General features: G+C 45.0%; 16 protein-coding genes. 8 read left to right on the forward strand and 8 right to left on the reverse strand.

Annotation, left to right across the window (positions count from 1 at the left end; translation table 11 throughout):
• Positions 1-15: 15 nt before the first annotated feature.
• Together ACHUET_RS00825 and plsB are read right to left on the reverse strand one after the other, a co-directional pair.
• Complete coding sequence (locus ACHUET_RS00825; RefSeq protein WP_394209875.1) at positions 16-1056, reverse strand: zinc-dependent alcohol dehydrogenase family protein; 1041 nt, start codon at positions 1054-1056, stop codon at positions 16-18.
• A gap of 353 nt (positions 1057-1409) precedes the next feature.
• Positions 1410-4199, reverse strand: a complete 2790-nt coding sequence (plsB, locus tag ACHUET_RS00830; protein ID WP_394209877.1) for a glycerol-3-phosphate 1-O-acyltransferase PlsB — start codon at positions 4197-4199, stop codon at positions 1410-1412.
• Between the two features lie 247 nt (positions 4200-4446).
• On the opposite strand from plsB, the gene ybaK reads away from it, so the two are divergent.
• Both ybaK and ACHUET_RS00840 read left to right on the forward strand, forming a co-directional pair.
• Entirely contained in the window at positions 4447-4935 is a 489-nt protein-coding gene (gene ybaK, locus ACHUET_RS00835) for a Cys-tRNA(Pro) deacylase (RefSeq protein WP_394209879.1), read from the forward strand.
• Between the two features lie 88 nt (positions 4936-5023).
• Positions 5024-5398 (forward strand): 5-carboxymethyl-2-hydroxymuconate Delta-isomerase, encoded by a 375-nt coding sequence (locus ACHUET_RS00840; RefSeq protein ID WP_394209881.1) that lies wholly within the window; start codon positions 5024-5026, stop codon positions 5396-5398.
• A gap of 92 nt (positions 5399-5490) precedes the next feature.
• Here ACHUET_RS00840 and ACHUET_RS00845 read toward each other — a convergent pair whose 3' ends face one another.
• Both ACHUET_RS00845 and ACHUET_RS00850 read right to left on the reverse strand, forming a co-directional pair.
• Positions 5491-5967, reverse strand: coding sequence for a hypothetical protein (locus tag ACHUET_RS00845; protein ID WP_394209883.1), 477 nt, complete (start codon positions 5965-5967; stop codon positions 5491-5493).
• Between the two features lie 114 nt (positions 5968-6081).
• A complete protein-coding gene (locus ACHUET_RS00850) occupies positions 6082-7902 on the reverse strand; it encodes an acyl-CoA dehydrogenase C-terminal domain-containing protein (RefSeq protein WP_394209885.1) in 1821 nt (606 codons plus the stop codon).
• Between the two features lie 393 nt (positions 7903-8295).
• On the opposite strand from ACHUET_RS00850, the gene ACHUET_RS00855 reads away from it, so the two are divergent.
• Positions 8296-9417: an FUSC family protein gene (locus ACHUET_RS00855; RefSeq protein WP_394209887.1), complete on the forward strand. Its 1122-nt coding sequence runs from the start codon at positions 8296-8298 to the stop codon at positions 9415-9417.
• A gap of 36 nt (positions 9418-9453) precedes the next feature.
• On the opposite strand, the gene aroE is transcribed toward ACHUET_RS00855, so the two are convergent.
• Entirely contained in the window at positions 9454-10317 is an 864-nt protein-coding gene (gene aroE / locus ACHUET_RS00860) for a shikimate dehydrogenase (protein WP_394209889.1), read from the reverse strand.
• Positions 10318-10682: 365 nt separating this feature from the next.
• Here aroE and ACHUET_RS00865 point away from each other — a divergent pair, with 365 nt between their 5' ends.
• On the forward strand, positions 10683-11369 hold the full coding sequence (locus ACHUET_RS00865) for a hypothetical protein (protein ID WP_394209891.1): 687 nt from the start codon (positions 10683-10685) through the stop codon (positions 11367-11369).
• Between the two features lie 12 nt (positions 11370-11381).
• Positions 11382-12359 carry an aminotransferase class IV gene (locus ACHUET_RS00870; protein WP_394209893.1) on the forward strand — a complete coding sequence of 326 codons (978 nt, stop codon included), beginning with the start codon at positions 11382-11384 and terminating at the stop codon, positions 12357-12359.
• Positions 12360-12362: 3 nt separating this feature from the next.
• Here the strand turns inward: ACHUET_RS00870 and ACHUET_RS00875 are convergent, their stop codons facing one another.
• Entirely contained in the window at positions 12363-12620 is a 258-nt protein-coding gene (locus ACHUET_RS00875) for a DpnD/PcfM family protein (RefSeq protein ID WP_394209894.1), read from the reverse strand.
• Positions 12621-12715: 95 nt separating this feature from the next.
• On the opposite strand from ACHUET_RS00875, the gene ACHUET_RS00880 reads away from it, so the two are divergent.
• Entirely contained in the window at positions 12716-13210 is a 495-nt protein-coding gene (locus tag ACHUET_RS00880) for a hypothetical protein (RefSeq protein ID WP_394209896.1), read from the forward strand.
• Here ACHUET_RS00880 and ACHUET_RS00885 read toward each other — a convergent pair.
• The gene (locus ACHUET_RS00885; RefSeq protein ID WP_394209897.1) at positions 13207-13971 is read right to left on the reverse strand and encodes a DpnI domain-containing protein; all 765 of its coding nucleotides are present in this window, start codon (positions 13969-13971) and stop codon (positions 13207-13209) included. The two genes, ACHUET_RS00880 and ACHUET_RS00885, sit on opposite strands and share 4 nt — an antisense overlap.
• A 170-nt stretch (positions 13972-14141) precedes the next feature.
• On the opposite strand from ACHUET_RS00885, the gene mltG reads away from it, so the two are divergent.
• Together mltG and tmk are read left to right on the forward strand one after the other, a co-directional pair.
• Complete coding sequence (mltG, locus tag ACHUET_RS00890; RefSeq protein WP_394209899.1) at positions 14142-15422, forward strand: endolytic transglycosylase MltG; 1281 nt, start codon at positions 14142-14144, stop codon at positions 15420-15422.
• Positions 15423-15509: 87 nt separating this feature from the next.
• Positions 15510-16241 carry a dTMP kinase gene (tmk, locus tag ACHUET_RS00895; protein ID WP_394209901.1) on the forward strand — a complete coding sequence of 244 codons (732 nt, stop codon included), beginning with the start codon at positions 15510-15512 and terminating at the stop codon, positions 16239-16241.
• Positions 16242-16422: 181 nt separating this feature from the next.
• Here tmk and ACHUET_RS00900 read toward each other — a convergent pair whose 3' ends face one another.
• Entirely contained in the window at positions 16423-18726 is a 2304-nt protein-coding gene (locus ACHUET_RS00900) for a cation:proton antiporter (RefSeq protein WP_394209903.1), read from the reverse strand.
• Between the last annotated feature and the right edge of the window lie 329 nt (positions 18727-19055).

A 19055-nucleotide genomic window follows, 5' to 3' on the forward strand; every position in this document is an offset into this window, starting at 1 on the left:
TTGAATAACAGCCACCTAAAAGCTGGTCACTACCGTCACCCCAGGTACAGTATTGTGCTCCATCGACATCAGCGCCTCGATAGATTCTGCTAAGCTGATTTCGCGGCCCAATAGCTTTTCGGGTGCAAGCTTGCCTGTGGCAATCATCGGTAGCATGGCATCATAACGAAACGCCTGCATACCGTGGCTGCCAATGATTTCTAGCTCATTAGCAATGACTCGGTCCATTGGGATGGGCGGTGTCGCTTGCTCAGCTAATAGTAGGCCGACTTGGACATGCTTACCCCGTTTTTTTAGACTCTTAATCGAGTTGATACAAGTGGTCGGATGACCCAGCGCGTCTAAAGACACATGTGCCCCGCCTTTGGTCAGCTCCAAAATCGCTTCGGGTACACTCGCCACGGTATTGGCATTGATGGTGGCATAAGCGCCTAACGCTTTGGCCAGTGCCAGCTTGTCATCGGCGATATCTACCGCAATTACATTGGCACCCAAACTATTGGCAATCATAATGGCAGACAGTCCAACGCCGCCGCAGCCATGTACCGCGACCCACTGACCCGCGCTCACTTTACCTTGATCCACCACTGCTCGAAATGAGGTGACAAAACGGCAACCAAGGCTGGCGGCGGTGGTAAAGTCGATGGTTTCAGGCAGATGGACTAAATTGACATCGGCATGATGGATCACCACGTACTCTGCGAACGAGCCCCAATCGGTAAAGCCCGGTTGGGTTTGGTTACCGCACACTTGATGATTGCCAGAATGACACTCATGACAGCTGCCGCAACCATTTACAAAAGGAACAGTGACTCGCTCGCCAACCTTAAATCGCGTGACATTACGGCCAACTTCGGCAATGACACCAGCAAACTCATGACCGGGTACATGTGGCAGCTCGATATCAGGATCATGTCCCATCCAGCCATGCCAGTCACTACGGCAAACGCCAGTCGCTTCCACTTTGATTACCACATCATCGGCTTCTGGTGTGGGATCTGCGACCTGCATCAGTTTGGGTGTGGCCCCAAAACGCTCATAAACAACCGCTTTCATAAATCCTCTCTTTTTCTATCACAGGGCATAGTATTTATTCTGCTTAACTAAGCCAGACGGTGTCAGCAACTGCGCTATTTTTCTGGCTGCCCATTATCAATATACGGTAGTCAATATCATGATTTTAGAATGAAGCAGTGCGTCATAAAGATAGCTGATCAAAGATATCTTGACAATAATTGTAACTACTTTTGTTGAGGCTAACTACGCTTGTATATGATTTTTCTTGTCAGTGCATTGCATTTTGCATGCTAGCTTTATCTATAGAAGAAGCCAAACAAAAAAAGACCGCTAATCATTAGCGGTCTTTTTTTTGGCTTAGTTGTTTAAAAGTCATGAGAAATGACTAACGATTAACGCTTACGCCCAAATTTACGCTGCTTTTTATTACTAATCTCAGTAATGGCGTGAGTGATTTCTTCTTCGTTTAAACTTGCGACTTGCTGCAAGATTTGCATCATATCAGGCGTCAGCACATATTTGGCATGACTGGCGATGTCATTGATACGATGGTCAAAGGTCAATATACCCGTTTCATCATCTTTTTGTAGATAGTCAAGACGAGTCAAAGCGCTGATAAAGCTAGTAAACAATGCGCGATCAAAGAAGTCAGGAATATCATCCGCATACAGTACAGACAAGCGCTGGCCAAGCAGATGGCACAGGTCAACGACCTCGCTTTCGGTCAAATTACCAGAACCCTGCTGAGCGAGTAGGGCAAGCGTCATAAAATAACGCTCAAGGCTCTGTCCAACGGGTGTCGCCAGTACTTGTAGCTGTTGATAGCACTTGCTATTAGATTCAGGAACACTAAGCGTGTCATCACCCAACTCAACAATCAACCCATGAGACAGTAAGCTATCGACTTTTTTATTGAGCGTCTCAGCCAAACCATGCGCTGGATAGTATAAGAATAGCTCACCTTGCAAGAACGGGTATAACTGCTCAGCGATACTATCTAGACGACTGCGTTTGATACGGCCATTACGTGCCACTAGTGCTGATAAGAAAGACAGCAAGATAAAGACGTGTAGAATATTATTGCGGAAGTAGCTGAGCAATGCCGCTTGCTTGCCAGCGACCTGAATGATATCGCCCAAGATGTGCGGCGTACGCTCTATCAACTTTAGCTTGATACCATAATCAATGATTTCTTGCGGCGTCATATCCGTGATGACAGTGTCATCTGCATAAGGAAGCTGCTGCGCTAGCCCTTGGTACAAAGCGATTTGCTCACGGCAACTGTTTTCATCCAGTGCCGCTTTCGGTGCGGATAGTAGTACCAATGATAGCAGCGACACAGGCGTTATCACGGCAGCTTTATTGATGTGCTGCATGACTTTTACACCGATGTTATCGACCATGGCACTGGCTTTTTCATCGAGCGGGGAGTCGGTGCGATCAGATGGTAAGCTGTTGGCCGGGACATCGAATTTTGTCATAAAATCGCTAAGATGCAGCGGTGTACCAAAACTTAGATGTACATTACCAAAAATACGCTCAATTTTACGACCAACCTTGAGTAGCCCAATCAACGATTCTGACTCTTTTGGTTTGCCCTTTAACTCACCAATATAAGTGCCGCCTTCCATAATACGCTCATAACCAATATAGGTTGGAATGAACACCACAGGCTTATTGGTTTGGCGTAACTGGCTATGTACGGTCATCGCCAGCATACCCATCTTGGGTGGTAGCAGGCGACCTGAACGTGAACGACCACCTTCAATAAAGTACTCGATCGGCGTGTTGCGCGTGATAAGGGTGTGCATATATTCGCGCAATACGGCAGTATAAAGGGCATTGCCGCGGAAGCTACGACGAATATAAAAAGCGACAGCGCCGCGCAATAACGGCCCTAATACAGGCACATCTAAATTGTCGCCTGCCGCAATGTAAGGAATGCTCAAGCCGCGCTTGTAGATGACATAAGACAGCAATAGATAATCGACATGACTGCGATGGCACGGCACATAAATCAGTTCGTAATCGGTTGCTAGATCGCGTACACGCTCAAAATGATGGACTTCGACACCATCGTATAATTGCGTCCATAACCACGTTAGAAACTTATAAAACCCACGAATAATGGAATGAGAATAGTCATTCACCATCTCGTTGGCATATCCTCGCGCTTGACTACGAGCGTCGCGTACGCTGGTGCCTTTTTCCGCAGCTTCTAGCTCTATTGCGTGCTTAATCGCTGGCGAGTAGACCAGTTTGTCAACCAGATTGCGTCTATCTGACAAATCAGGGCCCAGCATACTGGCGCGCTGTTTGTCTAAATAAATCGTCAGTTGCTGCTGTAGCATCCGCACGAGTTCACGATTACCATCAGCGGCCGCCACGAGCGTATAGCTGGGTGATTTTTCAGCATCAGTTTTGACATCGTTATCCGTTGTTGTTGACTCAGTATCTTGTGAGTCTAAAGCAGTTGAGTTTTTAGCAATTGAATCCTCAAAAACCGAATCAAAAACATTAGGGCCCGCGCTTTCACCTTTGAGGCTATCATTGATGATAGTACGCAAATCTTGGGGTGGGTGGAATTGTACAAAGGTATCGCGGCCCATCACGCCTATATTAAACAACTGCTTGCTGATACTCGGGTCTTGCCAATTGTCAGCGGTTAATAGTTTAAATAGCGAGTCTTCTTTTTCAGGGGCGCGTCCCCACAGGATAGATACGGGTACTAGGCGTACCTTTAGCTCTGGATATTGCAATACCGCAGAGACTAAGCGCGACAGGCGCGGAGACAACTGATTATCTTTGGCACTTGGGTGATTCAAAAATATGATGGCTGCGTTTTCTTTGATATTGTGAGCCGCGTCATTGACCCCAACCAATGCAGGCGGCAAGTTATGCTCTTGCGTCTGCAAGTCGATCAAAATACTGTTGGAGCGAGAATAATCCTGTAGCACATAAAACCTGAGTACTTGATCGTCGCTATCAAAATCAGGCAATTCACCCAGTAATTTCGGTTTGACAGCAACGTCGAGTAGCTGCCCCGATAGCTTACGATACAGCTGATTGATCGGAGCATTGGAATATGGCTTGGTGACGATTGGACCCGCGTCAGTTTCAGAAGTGCGGTCAGTGCTGACAGGCGCTTTAAAAATCCGTTTTTTTAGGAACTTCGGTATCATAATCAGTATCAAAAATAGTCAAATATGTTGCGCTTATGATGCCATAAAAGCCACCAAAGCGATATATAGTGTCTGTATATACTGCTAATATTAATACTATTGGGTTACTCACTAGTAAGCGAGCAATGATATAAAACGGTCAAGTATTTGAAAGTTACGATATTTGGCGTAATAATACATTGTTGCAATGTCTATCTAATCCGTATGACGCCTATTCTTCAGTTCTATTTTATTAAGCCGAAATATTATGACGCCAGCTATCGATCTTGCCAAAAAACGCGGTCTTGATTACCGCATACACGAATACACGCATGACAGTCATGCGGCCTCTTTTGGTTTAGAAGCTGCAGAAAAGCTTGGCGTAGCAGTAACACAAGTGTTCAAAACTTTGGTGGTGTCGACTGATACTGGCGACCTTGCGGTTGCGATATTGCCAGTAGATAAAACCCTCAATTTTAAAAAAATGGCAAAAGCATTATCTGCGAATAAATTGCTATCCTGCAAAAAAGTACAAATGGCGGATCCCAAGCAAGTAGAGCGTAGTACCGGTTATGTGTTGGGCGGCGTCAGTCCACTGGGGCAAAAAAAGCGCCTGAAAACAGTCATAGATAGCAGTGCGCAAGATCAGACAACGGTCTATGTCAGTGGCGGTCGTCGCGGCTTAGAGATTGAATTGCCACCAGCGCAATTAGCCAAGACACTTGATGCGCATTTTAGTGCGATTACTGACGAATAATATGCATAAAGGTTTTACGGTGGCTAAAGATACCGCGTAGACTTATCAGCCAGATTATCTATTACTTTTTATATTTAAGGACATAATCATGCCGCATTTAACCATTCAAGCCACGCCCAACGTCAGTATCCCTCACGAAGAATCATTGCTAAAGTCGCTCAACAAAGCACTATGGGACAGTGGGCTGTTTAAACAGCTTGCTGAAATCAAAACACGTATCTTACCTATTGAGACGTTTTTGGTGGGCGTGGAAGATGATGAGCAAGCGAACGGCTTTATCTATGCCAATCTAAAACTGATGAGCGGCCGCGATATAGAGACTCAAAACCAGCTGGCTGAGCTACTGGTCGCTACCATCGAAGAAAAGATCGGAGACGAGCAATCAGGTCGCGCGGCACTGCAAATATGTGTAGAAGTCGAAGAGATTAGTGCGGTCTATCATAAGAAGATGCTGGGTAGTTAATGTTAAACGCTTTAACCTCTTCCAAAGCGACTTATTCTAGTTTGAATTTTATAGTTTGAAGGCTGTCGTTTGAAGGCGTTAGACGTCTATGGTTAAGCGGGCTTGCATAAGGACTCGCTGGCATACTTTGGTAGTATCATGACCTCAACTTTATAGCCAGCCGTTTTGCCTTGCGTTGCCATCAGGTTACGTGCGATACGCAAACGGTATTTTCCCGTTGTAGGCAAGCAGCCTTGATAAATGATACCGCCTTTGGTGCCATCTTGGGTACCATTCGGCATGTGCAAAACACCGACGTTAGCAGTCTCGGGCGTGCCTGCAAGTGGCGAGATGTTAATAACGGCATATTGCTGAATTGCAGCATCGAAACGATACCAATGCTCATTTTCATTGGGACTGAGCTTCCCCGTTGTTGTACTAGTAATGGCACCTTTTGCAAATTGAATAGGGGTATCGCTATTTTTGGCAACTGCACTGCTGATACCAATACTGACGAACGTAGTACTAATGACTAAGGCTCGTATATATTGAGCAGCTAAAGCCGCGTTTTTATCGTTAGGTAGAATCATTATGTACTCCTAAATTACAGGTTGCTTTTGATAGTCTTTAATCATAATACGGTCAGTTAAACACAAAAAAGCGCCTAAATGATAGGCGCTTTTTTATGGGTTATTGATGCAGTGTTAGTCTAGAAAAGCAAAGTTTTCGATGTCCATCTCTGTCATGCTATTGCTTGGTGCGACCATGGCTTCAGCATGTCCCGAGGTACGTGGTAGCAGCTTGTCAAAGTAGAATTCAGCTGTTTGAATTTTCGCTTTGTAGAACTCTTGTGCTTCTGTGCCACCATTTTCCAGCTTGTCATAAGCGACTGCTGCCATACGTGCCCAGTGGTAGCCCATCATGACGTAACCTGAGTACATCAAGAAGTCATCTGATGCGGCTGAAATGATTTCACGGTCTTTGCGAGCCATTAGCATCAAGCGTACTGTCAATGTGTTCCATTCAGCGCACAGCTTGGTGAGTGCCCAAACGAATTTACGCATGTCTTTATCAAGGGCATACTCGCCGCACCATTTCATGATGCTTGAGGTATAGTCGCGGATGATTTTACCTTTAGATTGCAAAATAACTTTACGGCCTAATAGATCCAATGCCTGTACGCCAGTCGTACCTTCGTACATGGTTGCGATACGTGCATCACGAGCGATCAGCTCCATGCCCCATTCTTTGATGTAGCCGTGACCACCATAGATTTGCTGACCGTGTTTGGCCGCTTCAATACCTAATTCAGTCAAGAAACCTTTTAGGATTGGCGTGTAGAAACCGAGCTTGTCATCCCATTTTTCGAACTCTTCATCATCACCATTGACGATACCCTGTGCCATTTTGTCGGCATAGCGCGCTGAGTGATAAATCATTGAGCGGCCGCCTTCAGCAAAGGCTTTTTGCGTCAATAGCATACGGCGTACGTCAGCATGATGAATGATAGCATCAGCTACTTTTTCAGGATCTTTAGTACCAGATAGCGTACGCATAGAACGACGTTCTTTGGCATACGGCAGCGCGTTTTGGAAAGACAGCTCAGTGTGCGCCAAACCTTGGATACCAGTACCAATACGAGCAGTGTTCATAAAGGTGAACATCGCTTTTAGGCCTTTGTGCGGTTCGCCAATTAGGTAGCCAGTAGCACCATCGAAGTTCAACACACAGGTAGAAGAGGCGCTGATACCCATTTTATGCTCGATTGAACCGCAGACAACGGCATTGCGCTCGCCAGACTCGCCTTCAGCATTCGGCGTGAATTTCGGTACGATAAATAGCGAGATACCGCGTGTGCCTTCTGGGGCATTTGGTAGACGTGCTAGGACAATATGAATAATATTGTCTGTTAAATCATGCTCACCGCTTGAGATAAAGATTTTGGTACCACTGATTTTATAGGTACCGTCATCCTGCGGGATGGCTTTTGATTTTACTTGGCCTAAATCTGTACCACACTGTGGCTCGGTCAAACACATCGTACCTGCCCACGAGCCTTCGACCAACTTCGGTAGATACAGGGCTTTTTGCTCATCCGTACCGTATTGGAGTAGCGTGTTGATACAACCGGTTGATAGGCCAGAGTACATCGCCCATGGCCAGTTAGCAGTACCGATCATTTCAGCTTTGATTAGGTTGATTGACGTCGGTAAGTTCATCCCGCCGTATTCTTCAGGATACGAGATACCTTGCCAGCCGCCTTCTACAAACTGGTTGTAAGCTTCTTTAAAGCCTTTTGGCGTGGTGACTTCGCCATTTTCAAAATGACAGCCTTCTTCATCGCCTGACTGATAGATAGGAGCGAGGACGTTTTCAGAAAAGTCAGCCATGCCTTGTAGGATCATGTCAATCGTTTCAGGATCTGCATTTTCGCCATTGTCTAGGCTCTTATAATGCGTTTGGTAATCAAATACATCATTAATCAAAAATTTGATGTCACGTAAAGGTGCTTTGTAAGTTAACATAATCGCTCTCTTTGGTTGGTTCACTATCATGGACTTGCGACGCAGTATTTGAGTCAAAAGTCATGTCAGCGATGTGTCATTATTTTAATTGAGATAGATACTATATCTGTTGTTATGAGTGCTAGTAATAAACAGCGAGTCCATTGTGAAGGGCTTTATGACGTCCTTGTTGAGCATCAGCTATTATTGCGTTGATATGATTATAAATCTTATAGGCCAATAAATATACAATTGATAACTATTATTCATGACTTTTAATTTAATTAATCAATTTTAGTTTTATGAAGTGGCTGATATATGTGCTGGATGTACTCAAAAATTATCTGCTATAGATGATTGATGATAAGCAGAAGACCGAAGAGTAATAGACATAATAAATAAGGAAGGCCATCTATGAGCGACTCAAAATCTCACAAACAATCCTCTTGGTTGACCACATTCTTGATGCGTATTAAGTTGCTCATTGACGGTGAGCTTGGGCATTTACTGACAGTCAATCGTAGTCGAAGGCCATGGCATATGCCTATTGTTGCTGCGATTGCGATCAGTTTTCCAGTATTCGTGGGCGCTTACTTTGGTGACTTATCTGCTGGAATCAAAGCGTCGCTGGGGTCAATGATTATTTTAAACCTGCCCTTGGTGGGCGGGTTACCTTATCGATTGGTGACAGTGATGGCTTGGGGGTTTGCCATGATACTCAGTTTTGCGCTGGGTTTGATGGCGCAGCAATTGCCTATACTCAGGCTGCCTGTCTTTATGCTTGTTGCGCTTAGCGTGGTGATGTTGGGTCGTTATTATAAGCAGCCACCACCAGCAGGGTTGTTTGTGTTGATGGCTGGTGCAATCGCGCTGTTTATTCCTGTCCCGTTAGATCGAGTGCTCTCAGCGATAGGGCTTGTGTTATTGGGTAGCGGGTCTTCGATGTTATTGGCGCTATTGTATACACTGTTTTTGCTCGCCACACGTCCTATTGCCCCTGCGCCCAGTTATCATTATGAGCCAGATATGATCAGTGATAGCCTCATTGTCGTAGGTTTCATCAGTCTGGCGTTAGTGATAGCAGTTTTGTTAAACATGCCTTATCCATATTGGGTCGCCATGAGCTGCTTTATTATTATTCAAGGCATACAGCTACGAACCATGTGGATCAAGCAATTGCATCGCATATTGGGTACGTTGGTTGGTATGGTGGTTGCAAGTTGGATGCTGTCTTGGGGACTATCGATGTGGGGTGTCGCCTTGGCTATATTATCAATGATGTTATTGATAGAGTCGTTTGTCGACCGGCATTATGGGCTGGCGGTGATTTTTATTACGCCGTTGACGATATTTATCGCGGAGTATGGCAGCACAATGCCGGTGCCGCCAGTGGCAGGAGATGTCATTCATACGCGTATGATTGATACGGCACTCGGTTGTGTGATTGGTCTGAGCGGTGGTTTGGCGATACATTCTACAAGATTGCGTGTACCACTGCGGCGTTTGGAGCATTGGCTGCTGCGCTTTAGTGAATAATAAGCAGCAGTTTGATGCTGCTGATTAAGAGTTCCATTAAGTATTTTGACTCAAGGCGGCTGTCGCTTTTGCGACATCGATCTCATGACCAGTCCAGCGCTCGAAACTCAATGCTGCTTGTCCGATGAGCATGCCGTAACCTTCAGACGTTTGGGCATCACGCGCCGCGAAATGCTGCAAAAAGGGTAGGTCGCGCCCATACATCATGTCATAAGCGTATTGGCAATGTAGATTATCATCCAGCGGCAGTGTATCGCCTGATAAGCCGATGGAGGTGGCATTGATAATCATATCAAAGTCGCCGCTCAAATCCTTGGTGGCACATGTCTGGATCTGCTGCGCTGCAATGACTGAGCTTGCTGCACTCAGCTCGTCCACCAAATCTACCGCTTTACTCACTGTGCGATTGGCGATAGTCAGTGATCCAATATTTGCTTGAATCAGCGGTAGTATGACACCGCGCGCCGCGCCGCCTGCGCCAATAAGGGCAACGCGAGCACCGTCCAGTGGCCAACCTAAGCTTATTATGTGATTGACGAGCCCTTGTCCGTCCGTATTATCGCCGTATATGGCCTCTTTTATCGACGCGCCTTGTTGTAGTAGCGCCTCATCTATCATAAGGGTATTGACCGCGCCTGCTGTTTCGGCATGTTCTGATAAGCCGCCGCGCGCCGCACAGCAGTCATAAGCGACTTGCTTAAAAGGTACGGTCACGTTAGCACCCACACCACCACCATGAAAAAACGCCTCAATGACCGCCGTAAAACTGGCAGCATCGTCAGTACAGTACTGGCGCTGGTAGCGAATATCAATACCCGCCTGTAATGCAAATTGCTCATGAATTTCAGGGGATTTGCTGTGGGCAATCGGATTGCCAATAACGATGAAGTGTTGAGTCATAAAGGGTCCATTGGCTAAAAGAGGCAACACATCATCAAAAATGCATCGCTTACGGTCATTTATCATAAGCGATAAAATGATGATTGACAAACCAATGGCTCACTTCATAAGCCTTGTATCGGGCAGGGTTTGATGAGTGATATCTTTAACAAATCTGTACCCTCTGGGAGCGTTATGCGTAACCTAAAAGGTAGTCAAGCGCCGAGCAGTTGGGTAAACTATCGATTATATGTTAATTAGTATAATATGCTCTAATGGCTGTTAGGTTATAACTTTTATTAAATACATTTTTTATTAAAAAACCCTTTGTTATCGGTGGCTTCTGGGCCAGCTCGTTAATATTCTTTTAAGATCAATCTAAAAGTGTGAGTAAATTATCCATGTGGAATCATAACCTTCAGACTCTTCTAGTCGGTACGATAATGGCAGTTAGTGTGACGCTTGGCGGCTGTGATAGCACCAAAGAGGATGCTCAAAATCCAGAGACAAACGCTGAGAGTAGTGAGCAGACTGTGACGGATACCTCTGTACAGGATAGCGCTATAGATAATCCTGATCTAGATGGCGCGACCGCCCAACAAGGTACACCAGTAAAATACGATGTCTCGGCATGGAACGCTGACAAGGGCGAGCCGCTTAGTACCGATGAGTCAGATGGTATCAAGTCAGCATTTGGTAAAGTAGTAAGTACGGATGAAAATAGCCTAGATTATGCCAGTAATCCTGCCACCAAATATCGTTTTATGAAGACGGATGCGCCTTATCTGGATATTATCGACTCCGAAAAATACCTTGAGCTTGGCTGGTATTATGCCAATCCGACCGATTCTGATAAAGAAAAAGAGTTGAGCCAAGACCATGCCAAAAAAGCCTACCAACTGTCGCGCCGACTGATGGGTGATGAAGGCGGCAAAATGGTCGCTGATATGCTCAGTAACCAAATCATCAAAAACAGAGTCATTGGCGGACAGAAAGTAGAACTGGCAAAATGTGAGTTTTATAGCTGTATGCTAGTCATCAATAAATCCGCTGCCCAAACAGACAATAGCTAAGCGATGATAGATATGAGGTCACTGCCTAACCGTTGGGTCTGCCTATATCCACAAGATGATACGGCAACCAGCGAAGCAGTGACACTGTCGCCAGACAACCGCGGATTGGCCTATGCGGATGGATTTTTTACGACCATGGGTGTGCTGGACGGGCTCATACTATGGGCAGACTATCATTATCAGCGGCTCATCTCCCACGCTGACGCCTTGCAGTTAGATATAGACTGCGAGGAACTACTGGTAGTATTAAAAATGTATGCCCAGCAGCTAGAGCAGGGCATGCTCAAGCTCGTGGTGACTCGCGCCGCACAAGACATTCGCGGTTATGGCTATGTACCAAGTGAATCAGGAAGCGCTTGTGAGATATGGCTAAAACCGACTGTTATGAGAGTCTCCACGGCTGTGCAACTGTCATTACCTGATGGCAATCTAGTACCCATGCAGCCGAATGCCTCGGCGATATGCTTATCTTCACAGATTGCCTGCCTGCCGCCATCGCTGGCAGGACTCAAAAGCTTGAGCCGCCTAGATAATGTCCTTGCCAGTGGCGAGCTACAGCGCATAAAAGCTGAGCCATTGGCCTCTAACGTTGCAAAGAGCCTCAGTGAAGGGCTGCTACGTGATATGAGTGGTCACTGGGTTGAAGGTACGATGAGCAATGTGTTCTATCAGTTTGCAGATGAGCCTTTATGCGAATCTGAAACGCACTCTAGTGGCCACGAAGGTGTTGATAACAATCATGAGAACTATCTAACAACAGGTCAATGGTATACCCCTTCCATGGATAAATCGGGCGTTGCTGGTGTGATGCGGCAGGTGATTATTGATGCTTTATCCACGACAGAGTATCCAGTGGTGATACGGTCGTTATCAGATGAGGATTTGCCTAGGTTGACGCAATTATTCTTTTGTAATGCACTGCGCGGCATCATGCCTATGAGTAGTTTGACGCTATTGTCAGGTGATATTGTGGATTTTAAATTCGTTTAGTTGTTATTGAAAAACAACAAATTTAGTATCAATAAAATCATCTGGATATAAAACTACTTGCTCATTTCTATACATCTCTTGCGCTTTCAAAAGCGCACTTTGCTTATCTTCTGCGATGACCTCCACGATATTGCTTAGTGTTTCAACAATTTCAATTTGAAAGGTCTGTGACACTTTTTCATTTGTTCTTATCATAGTGAATCTCAATATTGAAAAGCTACTTTCGTTATCTATGCTGGCTAGATTAGCAAAAGCATTCAAAAGAAGTGATCGTCTTTTGTTACGCAGACTTGTGCCATAAAGCAAATCGATCAATGATCCTTTCTCAATGGAAATTTTTAAAAGGACAATATCGCATGCGTTCGGTATATAAAGAGCAACGAATTCCACTACAAGTTCGTAGATTGATGATATTTAATAAAGTTTGCTGTGTAGCAAAAGAAAATCCTGATGAAGTAATTCACTTACCTTGCTATTCACAGATAGCATTTAGTATTGTCTATTCTAAGAAAGATAAAAAATACACAGCGTTTGGAAGTGTGTTTAAGTATGCGCATACCCGTCAAGAAGTCATTGAACAAGGCATAGATAAGCAGTTTCATGAAGAGACTGTGATGTGTGCAATCACAACCGAAAGACAAGCTTTTACTAAAGCTTCTCGCACTCCGTTAGGGCTGTTAATGAGCTGGAATAAACAGTTAAAAAATCGAGCTTATACCTGTCTCGATGGCAATGTGAAACACTTTTTCAAAGTAAATGATGAGCTAGAGCTAGATTATCCTCCTCACAAGTTTTACGGTCGTTTGGTTGCTGCCAAAGGTTTGCCATTATGGGATGATAATTGTTCTTAGTATAACTTTCGATAACGACCACGGCTTACAAATTCAATAATGCCTTTATCTCGTAATATCTGTAATTGTTGGCGGATTTTATCTTTCACATGATTGTTTTCAGGATGCTTGAGCTGTAACTCATCAGCAAAAGCATAAACTTGATTGAGAGAAAAATGAGTATCAAGTCGATCGATACATTGCCAAACATCGAGTGTCCAACCGCGTGAAGCTATAGATTGCTTACGTAAAAATAGAGTCTTTTGGAACTGTTGAGTGACATTTTCACGAGGTATCACTTGTTGGTCTTTGACCAAAAACACTTTGCCCGACTCTGGTACTTGGCGTAAGTCGATATTACAACCCACCCAACCTGCGCGTTTGGCAGTCACTGATAATGGTTTGCGCTTAATGATAATATCAGGGGTAAAAAACTGCTTGGGAATAATCAGAAAGTTATTAACGGCGTATGCTTTTGAGTAGGTCAAAAAGAAGAAACTGGGATTGTCATCACTATTGATACGCTCAATCATCGTCGTGTAAGCGCCATCATTAACGATATTGCTTAGTTTGGCTTTTTTACTTTTTAGCTCATATTGCTCATTACAATGCGCGCAGTAAAAATCAGCGACCGGTTGACCATTAGCAAATTCGGTCAAAGGCTGCTCGCTACAATTAGGACAGTAACCATTTTCCGTCACCCATGCTTCACTGAGAACACGAATAATCTGTGATTTAGAGCGATAGTTTGTAGCGAGTCTTCGGTCAAAATGTAGATTCATAATAAAGTGTCAACGTTGATGGACAGTGATAAAAATACCAGTAAAAGGTGGGAATATTGAGCCAAATAAATCAGTGTATAGACCAAGTTAATGCATAAGCTAAGCAAATACCATTGAAAATCGTACGGTTCAGTGCTAAATTCTAGCAAACATCTGCCTCGCGAGTTGCCATGAGCAAGCCCACCCCCAATACACCACCTGAACGTCCCAATGAGTCGCCATCGAATAAGCAAGACGGCACAGTCGAGGAGCGTGTAGACACCACGCTACCGGACGCGCAACCAGTGGTAGATAGGGTGGAAGACACGCCAGCAACCAATGTCTCGCTGATCAGTGGCAACAGCAAACCGCGTCAATATAAAGTCAACAATCCCTCGTTTTTTATGCAGCGCGGTTATCAGGTATTGCTGGTACTAGGGCTCATCGCTGCGTTTTTCTTAGTCATGGTTTATCAGACCTTATTTGGTCGTATCGAGCAGCCGCAGCAAATGGTCACGATTGAGCAAGGTCAGACTTATTATGGCCTATTGCCGCAGTGGCAAAATCAGATTCCGCTGTTCTCGGCCAGCGTAGCCAAGCTATATATCAAGTCGCAAGTTGATGCGCCTTTGCATGCAGGTATCTATCAATTACCGGAAAATCCAACCATGGCTGAGGCTCTGCAAGTGCTAGAGCAGGGCGCAAAAGCAGCCATGGTAAAGGTGCAAATCATCGAAGGCAAAACCTCAAAAGACCTTTATCAAGCGCTGCGTGACAATAACAATATCGAAAAAGAAGTGCTGACCGCAGACAGCGATAATGCCAGCATTGCACAAGCGTTAGATTTGGCTGGTATATTGCCAGATAGTGTGACCAACAGCAGTGATCCTATCGTCAATCATAATCTTGAAGGGTGGTTTGCGCCTGATACTTATTATTATGGTGAAGGGACGAGCGATAAAAAAGTGCTCACTGATCTATATAAACGCCAGCAAAAAGCGCTGACTGATGCGTGGGAAAATCGCGCGCCTGACCTACCTTATAATAGCCCTTACGAAGCACTAGTAATGGCATCTATCATCGAAAAAGAAACCAGCGTACCAGAAGAGCGTCCGCTAGTCTCTGCCGTGTTTAGAAATCGCCTGGTTAAAAACATGCGTATGCAGACCGACCCGACCATCATTTATGGTATGGGTAGCCGTTACGATGGTAATATCCGCCGCAAAGACATCGATGAAAAAACGTCTTATAATACCTATCAGATTGATGGTTTACCGCCAACGCCAATCGCGCTGCCATCTGCTGCGTCTATCGAAGCCACCTTGCATCCTGCCGATAGCGATGCACTATATTTTGTGGCAACCGGTAATGGCGGACACAAATTTACCAATAGCTTGGCTGAGCACAATCAAGCGGTAAAAGACTATCTGAGCGTCATGCGTGAGAAAAAATCTCAAACACCGCCGCAATAAAGCACTTTCTTTATCTCTTATAAAACTTATCGTTTATTGAGCGCTATAATCTAACGATAGCGCTCATCAATGACATAAGGTCATATCATGTCAGTACCTATACAGACCAACGCGCCATCCGCACAGACGAGTACAGTATCGTCCACTCTACCGGAATCAAATGCTTCGCAAACGACGAACGCACCTACTGTAGGGCGGTTTATTAGTTTTGAAGGAACGGAAGGCGTTGGGAAAACCACGGCGATTGAGCAGCTCTGCTTGCAACTAGAGAAAAATGGTATTCAATACCTTCGTACTCGCGAGCCGGGTGGTAGTCCGTTTGCTGAGCGACTGCGTGATATATTGTTAGACCCTGCAACTGAAATTGAGGATGATACAGAGCTTTTGCTATTGTTTGCGGCGCGCTGTGATCATATGCAGCAAGTCATCCTGCCTGCGCTACAACGCGGCATATGGGTAATCTGTGATCGGTTTACGGACTCTACTATTGCGTATCAGGGTTTTGGACGCGGACATGGCGATAAAGCGATGCTGACCAAAATTGAGACGCTGATCGAGCAGTTTGTGACCCAATTACCTGAGCTAACTTTATGGCTTGATTTGCCAGTAGCAGAAGGCATGGCTCGCGCCAATAAGCGCAGCGCAGCAGATCGCTTTGAGCAGCAAGCGATGGATTTCTTCACTTGGGTACATACCGGTTTTAGTCGGCTTGCAAGCTCGCATCCTGAGCGTATACAGCGTATCGATGCGTCAGGCAGTACTGATGAGGTGAGCACGCGGATATGGCAGGCAGTCGTAGACAGATTTGATGTTAAATAATCATATTTGATTGAGCATTTTTATCTTGTAAGTAGATTTAATAATCAAGCAGATATGATAAAAATACCCCATAAGTTGTGTCCAACTTATGGGGGTCAGTTCACATGTCGCTGGGGCTTTTTATTGATGACAGTTTGTTATTTAACCGATTATGACGTTAGCGGGTAAATAACGACAGAGTTTATTTATCACTATTTTTGTCATTCATCTCACTCTGCTCGGCTTCTTTCTCAACCGCGATAGAAGTGTCAGTGTCAGTTTTGGCAGTCGAATGAGTAGCATTGTCTTGACCAGAATCAGGAAGGCGATTTGGATCAAGCGCTCCCTTTTTGTTTTTAGGCGCGTTGCCATTACCGTTGGTATTACTATTACTAGACGTTTTGGTTTTCGAGGTCGCTGTCGAGTTTGCTGACATTACACCTTTATTCGCCGTATCAGTCGAGACAGCTTTTGGCGCCACTGCTTTATCATCCGTCGCTACTGGCGCGATATTAGACGACTTATCTACGCCACTATTCACACTCGCAGTACTTTTCTCAGCGTTTTTAGCAATGTCAGTGGTCGTCTCTGGTTCGGCTTTTTGAGAGCTATCACTGCTCAGCTCTTTTTCTTTACGCTTTTCAGGTGCTTTTGAGCTCGATTCAAAGTTAGCATCGGCGACCATCCGCGCTTGCTCTTGCTTTGGTGTCACGTCTACTGGTTTTGGCTGTACTTCATCATCCACGACCAGTGAGATAAGCTTACGATCACGCGGCACCGTACCATCAAATTTATCAGTAATGACGTGCAGTTTGCCTTCTTTGTCTATGGTGTACAGCGGCACAAACTGCTTGTTATCCGCTTTATACTGCTCAAAGCTATAGCTGTCAGTGATGTTGGTGATTTTGATGCGGGCTTTTTTGGACAGCATACTAGCAAGCTTGGTGTACGTCACATCTTTGCCAAACAGCCACTGTGAGTGAAAATTGGACTGCTTGTCGTCGCGCTCACTTCTGACTTTTTCATCACTGAACTTGAGACGATATAGCTTACGTTCGCCAAATTCATGACGATAATGAATCTCAGACAAGGTATTCATCTCTTTGTCCATACTCATGGCAAACAAACGGCCAATACCGATTAGGTCGAGATGGTGATCAGCGTGATCAGAGATGGGATTGCCAAAATAAGTACGCAGTCCGCTCATGCGTGCGCGCGCGATATTGGTATAGTTATTATGCGCGACGATGACGTCGAAGCCTTGCTCTTTAAGAGAAGTAGCGATGAGTAGGGCAATCGGGTTTGAGCCGACGATAAGAATACCGTTGGTCTCAGGCTCACGTACGCCCAGCAAGTTGCCGACCACCTTTGCGCCCAGACCCTGAATCATCACCGTGCCAATGATGACCATAAATACCAATGGTACCAGCAGCTCAACACCCTGAATATCATACTCTTGCAAACGAATCGCAAACAGGGATGAGATAGCAGCAGCGACGATACCGCGAGGACCAATCCAGCTGATCATCAGCTTTTCATTGGTTTTTAGGTTGGAGCCGATAGAGGACGCCCATACCGATAATGGACGCGCCACAAACATAACGATGGCAAGTAGCACCAGACCTGCAAATCCTACGCTCAATAAACTTGCCAGCTCCACACGAGCCGCCAAAATAATAAAGAGGACAGAGATGAGCAGAACGGTTAAAGACTCATTGAACTCCAAAATCGTCTCGCGTGGGAATTTTGGCCAGTTTGCCAAAGCTACGCCCAGTACGGTCACGGTCAATAATCCTGATTCATGCTCCAAGTGATTTGATACCGAAAACAAGACCAAGACGAATGCGAGGGTAAAAACATTGCGCAAAAACTCAGGAACCATATGACGACGCATGAGAAACGCAAGTAACCAAGCGCCTGCCATACCAAGCGCCGTTGCCAATACGACAATTTTGGCAAATAGTAAGATACTACTGGCTTCGCCACCTGAGATGATATATTCATAGACCAGTACCACGGCGATTGCGCCGATTGGATCAATGATAATACCTTCCCATTTTAGGATGTTGGATATCGTTTTATTGGGGCGCACGCTACGCAGCAGCGGCATAATGACCGTCGGACCGGTCACGCAGACCAGTGCACCAAACAGGAGTGCAATCAAAGGATCGACATCAAATAATAAATAAGTCGATAATGCTACGATAGCGATAGTGATAAGCACACCAACCGATACCAGCATTTGCACCACGGTACCGTGTTGTTTAATCTCATCGAATTCTAGAGTTAGCGAGCCCTCAAATAGGATAATCGCGACACCCAATGAGATGAAGGGAAACATCAACTCGCCCAGTACCAAATCAGGGTCAAATACGCCCAGTACTGGTCCGACGATAATACCAATCAATAATAAAAATAAAATGGACGGTTGCTTCAAATACCAAGCCAGCCATTGGGCGGCAATGCCAATCCCAACCACGCCGGATAGCAATAGGGCGGTATCCATAAATTAATCCTTTTATAATCTTGTCATATTTTATATCTATCAAATAGCTGCCATAAGATAGTTGCTACCGTTCACTTCATAATAAGTTGCTATCATTACTTATCTTATCTGGGTCATAGCACTGATAGCCATCATGAATCACAACATGAGCTAGATATGATATATATACTATAAAGTAGCAAAGACAAAAGCAGTCCTAGACGAATAATGTGGGTCTAGAAATGCAAAAGATGGAAAACAAGGGTGATGATAGCCAGCTTGATAAACGGATAGTCGATAGTATTTTTACTAATTGACTTTTGTTTGTTTTATGATTTGTTTTGCTTGCT

Origin of the sequence: Psychrobacter piscatorii (genome assembly GCF_043641605.1) — a bacterium.
Lineage (GTDB): Bacteria > Pseudomonadota > Gammaproteobacteria > Pseudomonadales > Moraxellaceae > Psychrobacter > Psychrobacter piscatorii_C.

Excerpts from the sequence above, each read along its gene's own strand:
- ACHUET_RS00825 (WP_394209875.1), bottom strand. The coding sequence starts at position 1,056 with ATGAAAGCGGTTGTTTATGAGCGTTTTGGGGCCACACCCAAACTGATG.
- plsB (WP_394209877.1), bottom strand. The coding sequence starts at position 4,199 with ATGATACCGAAGTTCCTAAAAAAACGGATTTTTAAAGCGCCTGTCAGC.
- ybaK (WP_394209879.1), top strand. The coding sequence starts at position 4,447 with ATGACGCCAGCTATCGATCTTGCCAAAAAACGCGGTCTTGATTACCGC.
- ACHUET_RS00840 (WP_394209881.1), top strand. The coding sequence starts at position 5,024 with ATGCCGCATTTAACCATTCAAGCCACGCCCAACGTCAGTATCCCTCAC.
- ACHUET_RS00845 (WP_394209883.1), bottom strand. The coding sequence starts at position 5,967 with ATGATTCTACCTAACGATAAAAACGCGGCTTTAGCTGCTCAATATATA.
- ACHUET_RS00850 (WP_394209885.1), bottom strand. The coding sequence starts at position 7,902 with ATGTTAACTTACAAAGCACCTTTACGTGACATCAAATTTTTGATTAAT.
- ACHUET_RS00855 (WP_394209887.1), top strand. The coding sequence starts at position 8,296 with ATGAGCGACTCAAAATCTCACAAACAATCCTCTTGGTTGACCACATTC.
- aroE (WP_394209889.1), bottom strand. The coding sequence starts at position 10,317 with ATGACTCAACACTTCATCGTTATTGGCAATCCGATTGCCCACAGCAAA.
- ACHUET_RS00870 (WP_394209893.1), top strand. The coding sequence starts at position 11,382 with ATGAGGTCACTGCCTAACCGTTGGGTCTGCCTATATCCACAAGATGAT.
- ACHUET_RS00880 (WP_394209896.1), top strand. The coding sequence starts at position 12,716 with ATGCGTTCGGTATATAAAGAGCAACGAATTCCACTACAAGTTCGTAGA.
- ACHUET_RS00885 (WP_394209897.1), bottom strand. The coding sequence starts at position 13,971 with ATGAATCTACATTTTGACCGAAGACTCGCTACAAACTATCGCTCTAAA.
- mltG (WP_394209899.1), top strand. The coding sequence starts at position 14,142 with ATGAGCAAGCCCACCCCCAATACACCACCTGAACGTCCCAATGAGTCG.
- tmk (WP_394209901.1), top strand. The coding sequence starts at position 15,510 with ATGTCAGTACCTATACAGACCAACGCGCCATCCGCACAGACGAGTACA.
- ACHUET_RS00900 (WP_394209903.1), bottom strand. The coding sequence starts at position 18,726 with ATGGATACCGCCCTATTGCTATCCGGCGTGGTTGGGATTGGCATTGCC.